14 protein-coding genes and 1 tRNA gene are annotated in these 16,731 nt (G+C 71.2%); 7 read left to right on the top strand and 8 right to left on the bottom strand.

Going from position 1 to position 16,731, the window contains the following annotated elements; translation table 11 throughout:
- Nucleotides 1-4: 4 nt before the first annotated feature.
- Together N8K70_RS07425 and N8K70_RS07420 are read right to left on the bottom strand one after the other, a co-directional pair.
- Nucleotides 5-841 (bottom strand): undecaprenyl-diphosphate phosphatase, encoded by an 837-nt coding sequence (locus N8K70_RS07425; RefSeq protein ID WP_317140957.1) that lies wholly within the window; start codon nucleotides 839-841, stop codon nucleotides 5-7.
- 114 nt (nucleotides 842-955) lie between these two features.
- Complete coding sequence (locus tag N8K70_RS07420) at nucleotides 956-2,251, bottom strand: M20/M25/M40 family metallo-hydrolase (RefSeq protein WP_317140956.1); 1,296 nt, start codon at nucleotides 2,249-2,251, stop codon at nucleotides 956-958.
- Between the two features lie 108 nt (nucleotides 2,252-2,359).
- On the opposite strand from N8K70_RS07420, the gene N8K70_RS07415 reads away from it, so the two are divergent.
- The 3 genes from N8K70_RS07415 to N8K70_RS07405 all read left to right on the top strand — a co-directional run bounded on the left by N8K70_RS07415 (nucleotide 2,360) and on the right by N8K70_RS07405 (nucleotide 6,651).
- Nucleotides 2,360-4,177 carry a DUF2207 family protein gene (locus tag N8K70_RS07415; protein ID WP_317140955.1) on the top strand — a complete coding sequence of 606 codons (1,818 nt, stop codon included), beginning with the start codon at nucleotides 2,360-2,362 and terminating at the stop codon, nucleotides 4,175-4,177.
- Nucleotides 4,178-4,437: 260 nt separating this feature from the next.
- Nucleotides 4,438-5,166, top strand: a complete 729-nt coding sequence (locus tag N8K70_RS07410) for a FadR/GntR family transcriptional regulator (RefSeq protein WP_317140954.1) — start codon at nucleotides 4,438-4,440, stop codon at nucleotides 5,164-5,166.
- A gap of 192 nt (nucleotides 5,167-5,358) precedes the next feature.
- Nucleotides 5,359-6,651 (top strand): MFS transporter, encoded by a 1,293-nt coding sequence (locus N8K70_RS07405; protein ID WP_317140953.1) that lies wholly within the window; start codon nucleotides 5,359-5,361, stop codon nucleotides 6,649-6,651.
- 259 nt (nucleotides 6,652-6,910) lie between these two features.
- On the opposite strand, the gene N8K70_RS07400 is transcribed toward N8K70_RS07405, so the two are convergent.
- From N8K70_RS07400 to N8K70_RS07385, 4 genes are all read right to left on the bottom strand, one after another.
- Entirely contained in the window at nucleotides 6,911-8,224 is a 1,314-nt protein-coding gene (locus N8K70_RS07400; protein ID WP_317140952.1) for a Fic family protein, read from the bottom strand.
- A 426-nt stretch (nucleotides 8,225-8,650) separates the two neighbouring features.
- A tRNA-Leu gene (locus tag N8K70_RS07395) sits at nucleotides 8,651-8,736 on the bottom strand.
- Nucleotides 8,737-8,845: 109 nt separating this feature from the next.
- Nucleotides 8,846-9,949 (bottom strand): VIT1/CCC1 transporter family protein, encoded by a 1,104-nt coding sequence (locus tag N8K70_RS07390; RefSeq protein WP_317140951.1) that lies wholly within the window; start codon nucleotides 9,947-9,949, stop codon nucleotides 8,846-8,848.
- A gap of 110 nt (nucleotides 9,950-10,059) precedes the next feature.
- On the bottom strand, nucleotides 10,060-11,829 hold the full coding sequence (locus N8K70_RS07385) for a DEAD/DEAH box helicase (protein ID WP_317140950.1): 1,770 nt from the start codon (nucleotides 11,827-11,829) through the stop codon (nucleotides 10,060-10,062).
- Between the two features lie 74 nt (nucleotides 11,830-11,903).
- On the opposite strand from N8K70_RS07385, the gene N8K70_RS07380 reads away from it, so the two are divergent.
- Entirely contained in the window at nucleotides 11,904-12,725 is an 822-nt protein-coding gene (locus N8K70_RS07380) for an SGNH/GDSL hydrolase family protein (RefSeq protein WP_317140949.1), read from the top strand.
- Nucleotides 12,726-12,740: 15 nt separating this feature from the next.
- Here the strand turns inward: N8K70_RS07380 and N8K70_RS07375 are convergent, their stop codons facing one another.
- Entirely contained in the window at nucleotides 12,741-13,571 is an 831-nt protein-coding gene (locus N8K70_RS07375) for a TrmH family RNA methyltransferase (protein ID WP_317140948.1), read from the bottom strand.
- A gap of 82 nt (nucleotides 13,572-13,653) precedes the next feature.
- Here N8K70_RS07375 and N8K70_RS07370 point away from each other — a divergent pair, with 82 nt between their 5' ends.
- The 3 genes from N8K70_RS07370 (at nucleotide 13,654) to N8K70_RS07360 (ending at nucleotide 15,784) form a co-directional block, all read left to right on the top strand.
- Complete coding sequence (locus N8K70_RS07370; protein ID WP_317140947.1) at nucleotides 13,654-14,505, top strand: Sir2 family NAD-dependent protein deacetylase; 852 nt, start codon at nucleotides 13,654-13,656, stop codon at nucleotides 14,503-14,505.
- 55 nt (nucleotides 14,506-14,560) lie between these two features.
- Nucleotides 14,561-15,145 (top strand): histidine phosphatase family protein, encoded by a 585-nt coding sequence (locus tag N8K70_RS07365; RefSeq protein ID WP_317140946.1) that lies wholly within the window; start codon nucleotides 14,561-14,563, stop codon nucleotides 15,143-15,145.
- Nucleotides 15,146-15,310: 165 nt separating this feature from the next.
- Complete coding sequence (locus N8K70_RS07360) at nucleotides 15,311-15,784, top strand: Lrp/AsnC family transcriptional regulator (RefSeq protein WP_317140945.1); 474 nt, start codon at nucleotides 15,311-15,313, stop codon at nucleotides 15,782-15,784.
- Between the two features lie 10 nt (nucleotides 15,785-15,794).
- Here the strand turns inward: N8K70_RS07360 and N8K70_RS07355 are convergent, their stop codons facing one another.
- Complete coding sequence (locus N8K70_RS07355; protein ID WP_317140944.1) at nucleotides 15,795-16,670, bottom strand: alpha/beta fold hydrolase; 876 nt, start codon at nucleotides 16,668-16,670, stop codon at nucleotides 15,795-15,797.
- Between the last annotated feature and the right edge of the window lie 61 nt (nucleotides 16,671-16,731).

The following is a 16,731-nucleotide window of genomic DNA, read 5'->3' as shown; positions in this document are numbered from 1 at the left end:
GACATCAGAACGCGCTGAGGACCCCGGTCGCGAGCAGGACGAGCAGCACGGCGCCCAGCGCCACGCGATAGATCACGAACGGCAGGAAGCTGCCGGTCTTGAGGTAGCGCATGAGGTAGGCGATGACGATCCAGCCGACGACGAACGCCACGACCGTCGCGACGGCGGTCTCGGCGAGACCGTACGCGGGGTTCGCGTCCGGCTCGCGGATCGCGTGCAGCAGCTCGTAGAGGCCGCTGCCGAACACGGCCGGCACCGCGAGCAGGAACGCGAACTCCGCCGCGGCCGTGCGGCTGTAGCCGAGCGCGCGCGCCGCCGTGGTCGTCGCGCCCGAGCGCGACACGCCGGGGACGAGGGCGAGCGCCTGCGCGACGCCCATCCCCAGCCCGTGCGGGTAGGTGATGTCGTCGAGCTCGCGCGTGCGCTTGCCGTAGTGGTCGGCGACGCCGAGGACGACGCCGAAGACGATGAGCACGATCGCCACGAGCCAGAGGTTGCGGAAGACGTCGCGGATGACGTCCTGGAACGCGAACCCGAGCACGCCGATCGGGATCGTGCCGAGGATCACGAGCCATCCCATCCGTGCGTCGGGATCGTTGCGGGGCACGCGGCCCGCGAGGGACAGCGCCCACCGCTTCACGACGCGCACGATCTTCGACCAGAAGTAGACGAGGACGGCGAGCTCGGTTCCGATCTGGGTGATCGCGGTGAAGGTCGCTCCCGGATCCTCGGCCGACGGCAGGAACTCCCCGATGATGCGGATGTGCGCGCTCGACGAGATCGGCAGGAACTCGGTCAGGCCCTGCACGAGCCCGAGGACGATGGCTTCGATGAACGACATGGGGTCTTTCTCTCGCGGTGCCGCGACGGAGCGCGCGACCTGACGACTTTAGGCGACCGATGCTGGAGTTCGCGTCAGACTCCCGGATGATCCCGCGAGCCGGTGCGTGCGGGATCAGTAGGTGCGGATGAGGTCGGTCAGCACTCGCTGGCCGAAGACGAGCGCCTCCACCGGGACGCGCTCGTCGACGCCGTGGAACATCCCGGTGAAGTCGAGGTCGGCGGGCAGCTTGAGCGGCGCGAAGCCGTAACCGGCGATGCCGATCGTCGACAGCGCCTTGTTGTCGGTGCCGGCGCCGAGCAGGTACGGCAGGACGGGCACGCCGGGGTCGTGGCGCCCGAGGGCGCCGACCATCGCCTCGACGAGGGCGCCCTCGAAGGGGATCTCCAGGCCGATGTCACGCAGGAACATCCGGATCTCGACGTCCTCCCCCACGATGCGCTGCACCTCGGCGAGCACGGCGTCCTCGGTGCCGGGCAGGACGCGGATGTCGACGGTCGCCGAGGCGGCGTCGGGGATGACGTTGTGCTTGTATCCCGCCGTGAGCCCCGTCGGGTTCGTGACGGTGCGGAACGTCGACCTCACGAACGCCTCCGCCGGGCCCGTGTGCGCCGCGAGCTCATCCGGATCGCGCGAGTCGTCGCCCGCGATCTCGGCGATGCCGTCGAGCAGGCGACGGGTCGTCTCGGTGAGCTCGACGGGCCAGGCGACGCGCCCGATGCGCGCCACGGCCTCCGCGAGGCGCGTGACGGCGTTGTCCGTGTGGAACCGGCTCCCGTGCCCGGCGCGTCCGCGCGCGACGAGCGTGACCCACAGGAGCGCCTTCTCCCCGACCTGCAGGAGGTACGCGCTCTTGTCGCCGACGGGGATCGAGTACCCGCCCACCTCGCTGATCGCCTCCGTGGCGCCGGCGAACCACTCCGGTCGGTCGCGCACGACGAGCTGGGAGCCCTCCTGTCCGCCGTTCTCCTCGTCGGCGAAGAACGCCAGGACGAGGTCGCGCTCGGGCTGCTCGCCCGCCCGCAGCAGGTCGGCGACGGAGGTGAGGATCATGGCGTCCATGTCCTTCATGTCGACGGCGCCGCGCCCCCACAGGAGGCCGTCTCGGATCTCGCCCGCGAACGGGTCCACGGACCAGTCGTCGGCGATGGCCGGCACGACGTCGAGGTGCCCGTGGAGCACGAGGGCAGGCTTGTCGGGGTTTCGGCCCTTCACCCGGGCGGTGACGTTGGTGCGACGCGGGATGGGCTCGTAGTACTCCGGCTCGAGACCCAGCGACTCGAGGTAGGCGCCGACGTACTCCGCCGCCTCCCGCTCGCCCCTCGCGTCGCCGCCGCCGAAGTTCGTCGTGTCGAACCGGATGAGATCGGAGGCGATGCGGGCGACTTCGGGGATCTCGGCGTCAGGCATGCCCACCACGCTACCGCGTCGGACGAGACGGGCCGGTGGCCCCCGACCTTCCGCGTCATCATCCGGATCCTGCTCCCGGCGAGGCGCCGTGATTGGATGAAGGGCATCATGCATCCGCACCGACGCGCACGCTCGTCGCGCCGCACGCTGCTCGCCGTCTGCTCCGCAGCGCCCCTGGCGCTGTTGTCGCTCGGCGTCGCGATGCCGGCGAGCGCCGACACCGAGGACTTCTCCTACGACAGCTGGCACGGGCGATACGAGATCGGCGTCGACGACGAGGGCCGAGCGGTGGTCGAGGTCACCGAGACGCTCGTCGCGCGCTTTCCCGACATCGACCAGAACCGAGGCGTCGTCCGTGCCCTGCCGCTCCGATACGAGGGCGCGCCCGCGGCGCCCGAGAGCATCTCTGTCGTCGACGACCGGGGCGAGCCCGTCGCCTTCGACGTGGACGACGAGGACGGTTTCCGCGCCGTGCTGACGGGCGACGACGCCTACGTGCACGGCGTGCAGACCTACGTCGTCAGCTACACGCTGCACGACGTCGTGGCGACGGTCGACGACGGCTCGGTGGACGAGTTCTCCTGGGATCTCGTCCCGCTCGAACGCGCGCAGGACATCGAGCGGTTCAGCGCCGAGCTCGTCTTCGCAGACGACGCGCTGGAGAACGCGCTGACGGGATCCGCCGCCTGCTACACCGGGCCCGCGGAGTCGACCGAGCGGTGCGACCTGCAGACCCGCACGGATGACGAGGGCACGGTCTTCGCCGTCGGCCCCCTGCCGATGCCCGCCCTCAGCGGGGTGACCGTCGCCGTCGGCATCGAGACGGGAACAGTCGTCCAGCCTCCCGAGCGCCTGCCCAGCTTCGCATTGGACGGACTCCCGATCATCCTGTCGGGCCTGGCCGCCACGGCGGGAGGCATCGGCGGATCGCTGGCGATCGCGATGCGGCGCCGGCGCCGGCGCGCGACGGGCGTGGTCGTGGCGCAATACGACGTTCCCGCGGACCTCCCGCCCCTCGTCGCGGGGCCGATCGCCGGCGCCCCGGGGCCCGCGCTCCCCGCCGAGTTCGTCCATCTGGCCGTGACCGGGGTGATGCGCATCGAGGAGGAACGGGCGGACGCCGATGCGTCGTCTCCGTCGTTCCGGCTCGTCGACCCCGCGCTCGTCGGCGATCCCCTCGACGCGCGGACGGTCTCCGAGCTCTTCGGCGATGCCTCCCCCGGCGCGCTCTTCACTCCCCCCGACGAGGACGAGGGCTTCGCCGCACGGATGACGAAGCTGACGTCGGAGGGTGTCGCGCAGGCCGGCGAGCGCGGCTATCTGGAGAAGGTCCGCAGCCGAGCGGGGACGATCCTCGGCATCGCCGCCCTCGCTCTCGTCGTGACCGTCGTCGTGCTGCTCATGGCGGGAGCAGGGCGTGACAACCCTGCGACGCTGTCCATCGGGATCACCGGGGTCGTCCTGGCCGTGGTCGCAGCGGTGACCGGACTCGTGAGGCACCGCGTGCACACCCGCTCCGGTGCGGAAGCCCGGGAGCATCTGGCCGGGGTCCGCGAGTTCATCCGCGTCGCCGAGGCCGATCGCCTGCGCGTGCTGCAGTCCTATGAGGGGGCGGAGCGCACCCCGGACGGTGCCGTGGATGTCGTGCGGCTCTACGAACGGCTCCTCCCCTACGCCATGCTGTTCGGCTTCGAGAAGCAGTGGGCCGATGTGCTCGCCACGCGGTATCGCGAGTCGGACGTCGCCGCGCCGCTGTGGTACCCGGCCCTCCTGGCGCACGGCGCAGGCGGCCTGGGCAGCACGCTCTCGCAGTTCACCGGCTCGCTGTCGTCCTCCGTCTCCTACACCTCGAGCAGCGCCGGCGGCTCGACAGGCGGCGGCTTCTCGGGCAGCGGCGGAGGCGGAGGCTTCTCCGGCGGGCGCTGAGCGATCTCCGGACAGCCTCGGCGCAGGCGGGGACGGGACGGATCCGGTCTGAGCGATGCGCAGTCGCGCTCGTGGCCGTGTGGCTCGACCCGCCGGTCATCCTCCGCGACCTCTCGTGGGGGCTCGACCATGCGGCACGACGCCGGTGGGCCTGTCGAGAACCGCGTCGAGCTGCACGCCTCTCGACGTCTCCCGGCATCCGAGTTAACGCTTTCCGAGTCCTGAGCGCATGTCGCGCCCACGGTGCGATACTTGTCGCGATGAGGGTGCATGAGACGGTGATGCAGTGGGTGACCGAGGAGTTGGCGAGCGGTCGACTGCACATCGGCGATCATCTGCCGGGCGAGCGGACCCTGGCGGAGACCCTGAAGGTCTCGCGCAACTCCCTGCGGGAGGCGCTGCGCGTGCTGGAGGCGTTGGGCGCGCTTCACACGTCGACCGGAACGGGTCCGAGGTCGGGGACGATCGTGACGGCGGCGCCGGAGCAGGCGCTGAGCCTCGCGTTGAGCCTGCAGCTGGCGACGCGGCAAGTGGAGCCGCACGACGTTCTCCAGGTCCGGTTGCTGCTGGAGGCGTGGGCCGCCGGCCACTCCGATCCGGCGCGCGGGGACTGGGCCCCGCTCGAGCGCATCCTGGATCGGATGGATGACGGGGCGATCGAGGTGGAGGAGTTCCTCCGGCTCGACGCGGAGTTCCATGTGCGGGCATCCCGTGCCGCCGACAACCCGTTGATCAGCACGCTGATGGATGCGCTGCGGATCGCGATCTTCGACCACACCCTCGCGCGTGCGCAACGCCTGCCCGACTGGGGAGCGACCTCGGCCCGACTGCGTCACGAGCACCGCGAGATCCTCGACGCGTTGCGGCACGGGCGCGGCGCGGAGGCGGCCGGTCTCCTCGAAGCCCACATCCGCGGGTATTACCTGGAGACCTCGGAGCGCTCCCCCGCTGACGGGCATCCGGTCGGAGCGCCTGAGCCCGGCGCCTGAGCCCGAGGGCGGGACCGTCGACCTCGCTCGCGGGTGTTGATCTCCGCGCGGGCGTGCGATAGCTTCTACTGGTCCAACCACACGGTAGGACCAGTCGAGGGTTCGGGTATCGACCGGTGCCTGCACGGACGCGGAGCAAAGGGAGCTCGCCTTCCGAGCAGCGAGCCGGAGTGTCTCAAAGGAGAGAACGCGATGACAACGACGACGAAGCCGTCGACGGGCCGACTAAACTATCGGGTGCTGATCGGGAGCCTGAGCGGAAGCACGATCGAGTGGTTCGACTTCCTGGTGTACGGCACGGTGGCGGCGCTGGTGTTCAACCGGACCTTCTTCGTGACCGACAGCGAGTTCCTGTCGATGATGTTCGCGATGGCGTCGTTCGCGCTGACCTTCTTCTTCCGCCCGGTCGGCGGCGTCATCTTCGCCCACATCGGCGACCGGATCGGCCGCAAGAAGACGCTGTTCATCACGCTGATGCTCATGGGCGGCGGCACGGTCGCGATCGGCCTGACACCGGACTACGCCACGATCGGCGTGGCCGCCCCCATCCTGCTGATCCTGTTCCGCATCCTGCAGGGCATCGGCATCGGCGGTGAATGGGGCGGCGCGCTGCTGCTCGCCTACGAGTACGCGCCGAAGGAGCGGCGAGGACTGTACGGCGCCGTCCCGCAGATGGGCATCAGCCTGGGCATGCTCCTGGCGGCCGGAGCAGTCGCCCTGTTGACGCTGATGCCCGAGGAGCAGTTCCTCTCGTGGGGCTGGCGGATCCCGTTCGTGGCCAGCGTCGTCCTCGTGCTGATCGGCCTGTGGATCCGCGCCCGGCTGGATGAGACCCCGGACTTCAAGAAGGTCAAGGAATCCGGCGCCGTCGTGCGACTGCCGATCGCCGAGGTGTTCACGAAGCACTGGCGTGCCGTGCTCGTCTCGATCGGCGCCAAAGCGGCCGAGACCGGACCGTTCTACATCTTCGGCACCTACATCATCGCCTACGCGACGAACCTCCTCGACGCGCGCGACAACATCGTCCTGACCGCTGTGGCGGTCGCGGCCCTGGTTGCGACGGTGTGGATGCCGATCTTCGGCCGCATCTCCGATTCCATCCCGCGCGCCGTGCTGTACCGGACGGTCACGATCATCACGATCCTGTACGCGTTCCCCTACTACCTGCTGCTCCACACCGGATCGACGCCGGCGCTCTTCCTCGCGACCGCGATCGGGTTCGGCCTGCTCTGGGGGAGCGTCAACGCCATCCTCGGCACCCTCATCGCCGAGAGCTTCAGCCCCGAGATCCGCTACTCCGGCGCAACGCTCGGATACCAGCTCGGCGCGGCCGTCTTCGGCGGCACGGCCCCCTTGATCGCCACCGCGCTCAACGAAGTCAGCGGCGGACAGTGGTGGCCGATCTCCGTCTACATCATCGTCTGTGCGGCGCTCGGTCTGATCGCCTCGTTCTTCGTCAAGCACGTCGCCCACCGCGAGTCGTGACAGGGCGTCGGTCGTGCGAGGCGACCCGGACGGTGGCGAGACGACGGCTCCCGCCCCGACGCGGCGTTCGGGCTGATGCGATTCACGCCCCGACGCCGCACCTGACGAGGCGCCGTCCGGAGGCCGGGCCGGCGATCGGGGGCCTCCGACGCACCGCGACGCGACGGGGACGTGAACTGCGCTCGACCCCCTCGCGCAGGATCACAGATCGGCGTTCCGGCCCGGAAGATCGACGATCTGGGGTGGGAGCGCACAGAGTTCAGAGGCCTGGTACGTCGCGTCGCGAGGTTGGCGATGTGCCGCGCCGTGCACCGAACTGACCCGCGTCTGACAGCGCCGACCCCCGTAGCGGTTTGCGGTTGCGGGTGTCCTCGCCGCCGACGCGGTTGCTGCGCTCGGTGAGCGCGACCATCGCAAGGTGGCGGTCGGCCGTCCAGCACACCAGCCGTCCGCGCTGGTCCTTCGTGCGGCCGAGGATGCCCGCCTCGGCCAGTTCAGTCAGGGCCCGGTGCGCCGCCGCCGATGAGACGGTCAGGCTCGTGCTGACGGATTCGGCGGTGAGCACCGGGTCGGAGGCCAGAGTGTCGAGGATGCGCAGCACGACGGCATCCCGCCGCGGCACCGCGGGATTCCGGCCGCGGTCGCGGCGGAAGGCGACCAGACGGTCGTAGACCTCGCGATCGAGCGCGGCGATGTCCTCTGCCAGCCTCACCGCGTTCCCCGCAGCCTTCTCCGCGGCCTGCGCGAAGCCGATCACCCACTCATCGAGCGCAGGCGGATCGGCGCGGTACCCGGTGAGCCCGGCGATGTAGGCATCCGTGTCTCCCGCGAAGACGGTGCTGATCGGGATGAGCGCATTCCGCAGCGCGTCGGCGCGGCGCAGGATCGTGTGAATGAGGGCGCGCCCGGTGCGGCCATTGCCGTCGATGAACGGGTGGATCGTCTCGAACTGCGCATGCACGATCGCCGCCCGCACGACCGGACTCCCGGCGGTCTCGGTGACGAAACGAGCGAGGTCGGCCACGAGGCGCGGCACCTCGGTCTCCGGCGGAGGCACGAACGCCGCCCGCAGCGGCGACCAGCCCGGCCCGCCGACCCAGTTCTGCTCCTGCCGCAGCCCACGCTCCAGACGAGGCTCGATCACGTGCTGGAGGTCCACGATGTCGTCAGCCGTGATGACGCGCGCAGGATCGGCCAGCTCAGCGATAGCCGCCTCCGTCGCCCGAACGTTCGCCACGACGTCCAGCGCCTGACGCGGCCCCTGATGCAGCAGCTCCGCGATCGCCAGCTGCTTCGGCGTGACCCGGTTGCCCTCGATCCACGACGACGAGATGGACTCCGACCGGATCAGCAGATGGTTCAGATACGTTCCGCGTGCCCCGATCCGCTCGTCCGCGCGGGCGAGCACCGCCAGCGCGTCCTCCGCCGCGCTCTGAGCCTCGGCACCGAGCGTCGGGAGCCTCTCGCCCAGCTCGTCGGGCACGTAGGCGAGGTAGCGGCCGAGCGCACGATCCTTGCGACTCAGACCGCTCGCATCCTCAGGACGCCACAGACGCTCGACGTACTCACCCATCACGGCCTGCCTTCCACCATCGATATTTCTACTTTAGATGATCTAACCGAGAAATAGGGATGAGGGGATCATGGTTAGTCAGTGGTGGGATGACGATGCGTCGGCCGATCGCGCCTGCCGAGCCGCAGGGAGATAAGAAGAAGCCCGGCTCGATCCAGGAGCGCGGCACACGCGAGGGCAAGCGGTGGTGGTTCCCGATCCACGTCCCGAAAGACCCCGAGTATCCGAGTCGGGGATGCGCCGGCTCACCCGTGCCGGGTTCACCAGCACCGAGAAGGCGAACGACGCTCCTGCTGGAGACGGACGTGCATCCCGAGGTGGTGCAGGAACGCCTCGGGCACGCTCAGCACTTTTTCTCGCACTGCGACAGCAAACGACCCCCAACCCGGAGTACAAAACTCCTGGTCAGGGGCCATTTTCACACTGTGCGCGAGGGGGGACTTGAACCCCCACGCCCTAATACGGGCACTAGCACCTCAAGCTAGCGCGTCTACCTATTCCGCCACCCGCGCATTGGGTGTCGGCCCGCTTCCCCGAGACCGTCGTCTCCGTTCGGCGAACCGAGAGTAAACACTACCATCCCCCGACAGCCCCGGCGAACCGAGGCGCGCACCGGGCGCGTCATGCCGCGGAGACGCCGAACAGGAGACCCAGCAGGTACGTCACGGCCGCTGCCGCGAAGCCGATGCCCACTTGGCGGAGCCCTCGCCGCAGCGGCGACGCCCCCGACAGGAGACCTACGGTCGCGCCCGTGAGCATGAGGGCGATGCCGACGAGCACGAGCGCGACGACGATCGCCGACAGTCCGCCGAGGCCGAACAGCCACGGGACGACGGGGATGATCGCCCCCGAGGCGAAGAAGAGGAAGCTGGACAGTGCGGCGCGCCACGCCCCGCCGACGACCTCGTTCTCGTCGCCGCGAGGGGTGAGGGAGGGAAGACGCCCTCGCTTCGCCTCCTCGATCACGCCGCGGGCGCGTTCGAGCGCCTCCCCCGCGCTCAGCCCCCGCGCGCGGTAGACGAGGGCGAGCTCATTCGCCTCGAGGTCGAGATCGGGGAGGCCTTCGTCGGCGAAGCCGCTCGGCTCCGTCGACTCCAGGAGCTCCCGCTGCGATCGGACGGACACGAACTCCCCCGCCCCCATCGACAACGCGCCGGCGAGCAGGCCGGCGATGCCGCTCAGAAGAACGAACTGCGGGCTCACCCCGGCCGCGCCGATGCCCAGGACGAGGGCGAAGTTGCTCACGAGCCCGTCGTTCGCGCCGAACACGGCGGCACGGAACGTTCCCGACAGTCGCCTGCGCCCCTTCGCCGCCAGACCGCGGACGACCTCGTGATGGATCTTCTCGTCTGCGCGCATCGCGGCCGGGGCGGAGGGCTCGGCGTCGTACGGCGAGCGGGCCTCGGCGTTCTGCACGAGGGCGAGGACGAAGACCGACCCGAACCTCCCGGCCATCCACCCGAGCAGCCGCGTGCGCACGCTCGGCGACGGCAGGCGCGTCGGCTCGCCGCCGAGCAGCTCGAGCCAGTGCGCCTCATGGCGCCCCTCGGCGTCGGCGAGGCTCTGGAGGATCTCGCGCTCCTCCCCCGTTCTGCTCCGGGCCAGCCGCTCGTAGACGACCGCCTCCGCGCGCTCGTCGACGAGGTACTGCGCCCAGCGCCGGCGGTCGGCGCTCGTGGGTTCGAGCGGGGTCTCAGCGGACGCCGGCACGGTCTGCTCCTTCATGGCGGGATCGGGGGAACGCCTCAACGCTAGCCACGCCCGACCGCCCGGGCGGTGCCGGGGAAGCGATTGACAGCATTTCGGACCCCCGAACCCGGCCACGGGCACGCGGATCAGGTGTGCACGCGCTTGCGGAGCGCGTCGATGCGCGCCTGCAGCTGGGCCACGGTCGCCTGCGCGACGGAGGGCCCCCCACAGGTGCGTCGGAGCCACGCATGCACCGCGCCGTGCGGCTCGCCCGACTGCCGCGCATAGACGCCGACGAGGCTGTTGAGCAGCTGCCGCTGCTCCTTCAGCGTGCGATGCAGCGGTGCGGGAAGCGCCGGCTCCTCGCCGGTCTCCTTCTCACGGGACTCCCTCACCTGGCGATGCCGCGACTGTCGCGTCTGCCGCTGCATGAGCAGCTCGTGCACGTGCTCCGGCTCGAGAAGGCCGGGCAGTCCGATGAACTCCAGTTCCTCCTCCGTTCCCGGGACGGCGAGCTGGCCGAACTGCCTCCCCTCGAACACGACGCTGTCGAAGTGCGCGACGGATCCGAGCGATTGGAAGGCGAACTCCTCGGTCAGCGCGTCGGAGGCCTTCTCCCCCCGCTCGGCGGCCTCCAGCAGCGCGTCGTCGAGGCCGTCCTCGTCCTTCTCGCCGCGGTCGAGCACGTGGTCGCGCTGGCGCTCCATCTCTCCGGCGAGCGCCATGAGGATGGGGATGTTCGGAAGGAACACGCTCGCGGCCTCGCCCCGGCGCCGAGCACGCACGAAGCGCCCGATCGCCTGGGCGAAGAAGAGGGGCGTCGACGACGAGGTCGCGTACACCCCGACCGCGAGCCGCGGCACGTCGACGCCCTCGGAGACCATCCGCACGGCGACCATCCAGCGCGACGTGTTCGCGGCGAACTGCTCGATGCGCGCCGACGCCTCCGCCTCATCGGAGAGCACGACGGTGGGCCGCTGGCCGGTGATCTCGCGGAGGATCTCGGCGTAGGCGCGCGCATTGGTCTGATCGGTCGCGATGACGAGCCCGCCGGCATCGGGGACGTGGTGACGGATCTCGGTGAGCCGCTGGTCGGCCGAGCGCAGCACGGCGGGCATCCAGTCGCCGTGCGGGTCGAGGGCCGTCCGCCAGGCCTGCGAGGTGATGTCCTTGGTGTTGTCCTGGCCGAGGTGCGCCTCGAGCTCGTCTCCGGCCTTCGTGCGCCACGTCATATGGCCCGAGTACACGTGGAAGAGCACGGGGCGGACGACGCCATCGGCGAGCGCCCGGCCGTAGCCGTAGCTGTAGTCCGTGATCGAGGTGCGCAGTCCCTGCGCGTCGGGCGCGTACTCGACGAACGGGATGGGCGCGTCGTCGCTCCGGAAGGGCGTCCCGCTCAGCCCGAGCCGCCGGACCGCGGGACCGTAGGCCTCCCGGATGGCGTCGCCCCAGCTCAGGGCGTCGCCACCGTGGTGCACCTCGTCGAGGATGACGAGGGTCCGCGCGCTGCGGGTGAGCTCACGATGCACCTCGGGCTTCATCGAGACCTGCGCGTAGGTGACGACGACGCCGTGGTACTGGCGGGACGGCTGCCAGTGGCTGTTGCGGAAGTCGGGATCGAGGCGGATGCTCAGGCGCGCCGCGGCGTCGGCCCACTGCGTCTTGAGGTGCTCGGTCGGGCACACGACGATGACGCGATCGACGTCGCCCCGATGACGCAGCTCGTTCGCCAGCGTGAGGGCGAAGGTCGTCTTGCCGGCTCCGGGCGTCGCCGCCACGAGGAAGTCGCGCCGGCCGGGCTGGGAGAAGTAGACGTCGAGAGCCTCCTGCTGCCACGCGCGCAGCTTGCCCGCGGTCCCCCACGGCGCTCTCTGCGGATAGGACGGGCTCAGCACGGAGATCCACGATAGACCCACCGTGCGACATCCGTTCGGAGGGGTTTCGAGGCTAGTCTCGGTAGCGGCAGCTCAACCCCGGAAGGCGAGGATCGATGTCCGCGGAAGACACCAGTCGCACCCCGTACGTCGCGAACGCGGAGGCGCACCCCTGGCGCCGCTACGTGGCGCTCGGCGACTCCTTCACGGAGGGGATCGGCGACCCCGAGCCGGCGACCTCCGGCGGGCACCGCGGATGGGCCGACCGGGTGGCCGAGGTGCTCGCCCAGCAGGTCGACGACTTCGCGTACGCCAACCTCGCGGTGCGTGGCAGGCTCATCGGCCAGATCGTCGCCGAGCAGGTCGAGCCCGCCCTCGCACTCAAGCCCGACCTCGTCACCATCTGCGCCGGCGGCAACGACGTCATCCGCCCCGGCACCGACCCGGACGACATCGCCGCGCAGTTCGACGACGCCGTGGCGCGGCTGGGATCGGACGGCGCCGCGATCGTGGTCTTCACGGGGATCGACGTGGCGTGGTCGCCCGTCTTCCGCCGGTTCCGGGGCAAGATCGCGATCTACAACGAGAACCTCCGCGCGATCGCCGAGCGGCACGACTGCATCGTCGCCGATCAATGGGCGCTCAAGGAGATCCAGGACGCACGGTTCTTCACGGACGACCGTCTGCACATGAACCCGCTCGGCCACCACGAGGTCGCGCGGATGGTCCTGCGCGCGCTCAACGTCGACAACGACCTGCGCCCCATGGAGCCCGACCCGCTGCCGGCGAGGACGTGGCGCGAGGCGCGTGCGAGCGACCTCGTCTGGGCGCGGACGCACTTCGTGCCGTGGGTGCTCCGGCGCCTGCGTCATCAGTCCTCCGGCGACCTGCTCACGGCCAAGCGTCCCGAGCCGGGCCCCGTGGGCCCCCGCCTCTGAACGGGCGGGCGCGCGTCACGCCGCCGGCGGGTGCCGTAGCGCCCAGAGCGCGACGGCTGCCGCGGAGGCGACGTTGAGGGAGTCGACCCCGCCCGCCATGGGGATGGTCACGACCGTGTCGGCCGCGGCGAGGGCGCGCCGACCGAGCCCGTCCCCCTCCGCCCCCAGCGCGAACGCGACGCGCTCCGGCCGGCGTGCGGCGAAGGCGTCGAGCGCGACGGCGTCGTCGGAGAGCGCCATCGCCGCCAGGTGGAAACCGGCTTCGCGGAGCAGGTCGCTCGCGCCCTCGTGCTCCCCCGACGTCCACTCCGGGAGCCTCGTCCACGGGACCTGGAACACCGTCCCCATGCTCACGCGCACGCTGCGCCGGTAGAGCGGGTCGGCGCAGCGCGGCGTCACGAGGACGGCATCGGCTCCCAGCCCCGCCGCCGCGCGGAACGCCGCTCCCACGTTGGTGTGGTCGACGATGTCCTCGAGCACCAGGACGGTGCGCGCGTCGCGCAGCACCGCGGAGACGGCCGGCAGCGCGGGGCGGTGCATGGCCGCGAGCATGCCCCTGTGCACCGCGTAGCCCGTGACCGCCTCGGCGACGTCGTCCGCGACGAGGTAGACCGGGACGTCGCCCCGTCCGGCGAGCAGCCGCTCGACGTCGGGAAGCCATCTCCGCGCCGTCAGGACCGAACGGGGCTCGTGCCCCGCGGCGAGAGCCCGGCCCAGCACCTTCGCCGACTCCGCCATGTACAGTCCCGCGGCCGGCTCGCTCGCGCGGCGGAGCGCGACATCGGTCAGGTCGCGGTAGTCCGCGAGGCGCGCGTCGGCGGGGTCGTCGATGCTCTCGATGGTCATCCGGCCATTCTCCCGCGCGCCGTCGGCGCCGATGTCACCTGCGCGACACACGGCGCGCCTAGACTCGCCGGGAGGAGGCTCCATGGTTCTCAGCGCTCAGCTCGACGCGGGCGACACCGCGCTCGTCGGGCGCGCGATCGCCGCCCTCGCAGGACGCCGCGTGGCCGTGCTCACGGGCGCCGGGGTCTCGACGGACTCGGGAATCCCCGACTACCGCGGCGCCGGGGCGCCTCGCCGCACCCCGATGACGGCGCAGACGTTCCTCTCCGACGAGGCCGCACGCCGCCGGTACTGGGTCGGCTCGCATCTCGGCTGGCGCGCCTTCACGGCCGCCGCGCCCAACACGGGGCACGCGGCCCTCGCCGCCCTCGAGCGCAGCGGGGTCGCCTCGGGGATCGTCACGCAGAACGTCGACGGTCTCCATCTCCGCGCCGGCTCCCGGAGGGTCGTCGAGCTGCACGGCACCATGCGGCGCGTCTTCTGCACGCACTGCGGTCAGGTGTTCGACCGTCGTGACATCGGCGAGCGCGTCGAGCGCGACAACCCGTGGATCACCGTGCCGGAGAACGTCGAGCTCGGGCCGGACGGCGATGTGCTGCCCGGCAGCTCCGACGGGTTCGTCGTGCCGGAGTGCAGCGTCTGCGGAGGCATGCTCAAGCCCGACGTCGTGTTCTTCGGCGAGTTCATCCCCGCCGAGAAGTTCCGCGAGGCCGAGCAGCTCGTGAGCTCGAGCGAGGCCCTCCTCGTGGCAGGCTCCTCGCTCGTGGTGAACTCGGGCATCCGCCTCGTCGAACGAGCGCGGCGGAAGCGGCTCCCGGTCGTCATCGTGAATCGCGGCGAGACGCGGGCCGACCACCGCGCCGCGGTGAAGATCGACGCCGGAACGAGCGAGGTGCTCCCGGCGCTGGCGGACGCCCTCGCCGCCGCCCGCTGACCCCGTCCGCACTCCGGGACGGCGCCCTCCCGGCTTCACCGCCTAGGCTCGGAGGGTGACCGTCATCACCCTCGTCCGCCACGGACAGACCGACTGGAACCTGCTCGGCCGCGTGCAGGGCCGCACCGACATCCCGCTCAACGACACGGGCCGCGAGCAGGCGCGCGCCGCGGCGGAGGCGCTGCGCGACGGCGGCTACACCGCGATCGTCGCCAGCCCCCTGACGCGGGCGAAGGAGACGGCCGAGATCATCGCCAACGCCCTCGGCCTCGCGCATCCCGTCCTCTTCGACGGCCTCGTCGAGCGGGACTACGCGTCGGCGGAGGGGCTCACCGCCGAGGACCTCTCCGCGCTCCGCCGCCGAGCCATGGGGGCGGACGCCGAGACGGACGAGGACGTCGCCGCGCGCGCGGTGGACGCGCTGCGCAGCGCGGCGACGGCGCACGCCGACGCGGGAAGCGCCGGACCGCTCATCGCGGTCGCGCACGGCGGGCTCATCCGCGTGCTCATCGCCGTGGCGTCGGGAGGCGAGCTGCCGCGAGAGGGCGACCGCGTCGAGAACGGGTCGCAGCACGCGTTCCGCTTCGACGCCGACGGCTTCGCGCTGCTCTCGTCGTCCGCCATCGCGACGGAGGCATGACGCCGCAGGTCCGGGCGGAGGGCTGCGCATGACCCCGTGAGGACAGCGGTCCGCGCAGTCGTCGACGTCGTTTCACGGGTTCTCCGCCACGTCGCCCAATCGATCCGATAACGTCTGAGCAGGATGCGCAATCCTCCGCACCGCCGCGTGTTAGCGTCTCACTCTATGGCCTCCCTCGATCACGTCGACCTCGAGCTGCTCGCCGCGCTCTCCGAGGATCCGCGCGCGACCGTCGTCGCGCTCGCCGAGCGCCTGCGCCTCTCGCGCAACACCGTGCAGGCGCGGATGTCCCGGCTCGAGCAGGCGGGGGTGTTCCACTCCTTCGAGCGCGCGATCTCGACCGAGGGACTGGGCTTCCCGCTGCAGGCGTTCCTCTCGATCGGCGTGCGCCAGCCCGACCTCCCCGTCATCACGGAGGAGCTGCGCCGCATCCCCGAGATCATCCAGGTCTACGGCGTCAGCGGACAGGTCGACCTGCTCGCGCTCGTCGCGTGCCGCGACGCGCGCCACCTGTTCGACGTCGACGCCCGCATCCTCGCCATCGCGGGCGTGGAGCGCACGGAGACCTCGCTCGTCATGCGGGAGGCCATCCCCTATCGCGTGAGCGGCCTCATGGAGCTCGCGCGGCGCGAGCGCTGAGCCGACGCGCTCAGAGGAACGAGCGGATGGCCTCGGCGGCCTCGGCCGGCTTCTCATAGTGGATGAGGTGGCCGACGCCCTCCAGCTCGACGAGCCGCGCGTCGGGGAACATCCCGCGCAGCGCGCGCTCGTCCTCGATCGACGTGATGTCGTCGCGGTCGGCCGCGACGAGGAGGGTCGGCTGCGAGATCACGGGGGCGAACTCCCGCACGTCGTGCGAGACGCTCGTCACGAACGCCTCGCGCAGCGCCTCACGGTCGGAGAAGCCCGAGAAGAAGCGGTCGTGCTGATCGTGGATCCACCGCCGCAGCCGCCGGTCGCGCGTCTTCGCCATCGCGATGCTCATGACGCGCACGACGACACGGCTGCGCAGCAGCCACGTGCCGATGCGCGACGGGAGCCTGGCCCCCGCCCAGTAGTAGAGCACGGCGAGACGGGTGAGCAGCCCGCGAGGCCCTTCGAGGGCCGGCGCGCCGATCGGGTTCACGAGGATCAGCCGCGGCGTGGGGAGTCCTCGCGCCACCGCCGACGAGGCGACGATCGACCCGAAGGAGTGCCCGAGCACGACGGCGCCCGGTGCGACGGCGTCCGCGAACGCGGTGAGCCAGTCCGAGAAGGCCTCGAGGTCGAGACCGCGTCCGGGCAGCGGCGGGGTCTCGCCGAAGCTCGGCAGGTCCGGCATGACGATGCGCGCCTCCGGGAGGTGCGCCACCACGGGCTCGAGCCCGTGGTGGTCGCCGCGGAAGCCGTGGACGGCGAGGACGGTCGTCTCCGCGTCGGCGGGCCCGTACGTCCAGTACGCCGTCGTCGCTCCGAGGACGTCCGCCTCGCGGCGCTCCACGGGGATGCGAGCGAGCCGGGATGCGTAGGGAGAGGCGACGGGCACCGCACGAGTCTACGTTCGCCGGGGTGGCATGCGCGGGTTTGTCGCCGATGGGCCCTACATT

Origin of the sequence: Microbacterium sp. AB, from assembly GCF_032878875.1 — a bacterium.
Lineage (GTDB): Bacteria > Actinomycetota > Actinomycetes > Actinomycetales > Microbacteriaceae > Microbacterium > Microbacterium betulae.
Note: the sequence above shows the minus strand (reverse complement) of the source record. Positions and strands in the feature narration are given on the sequence as shown.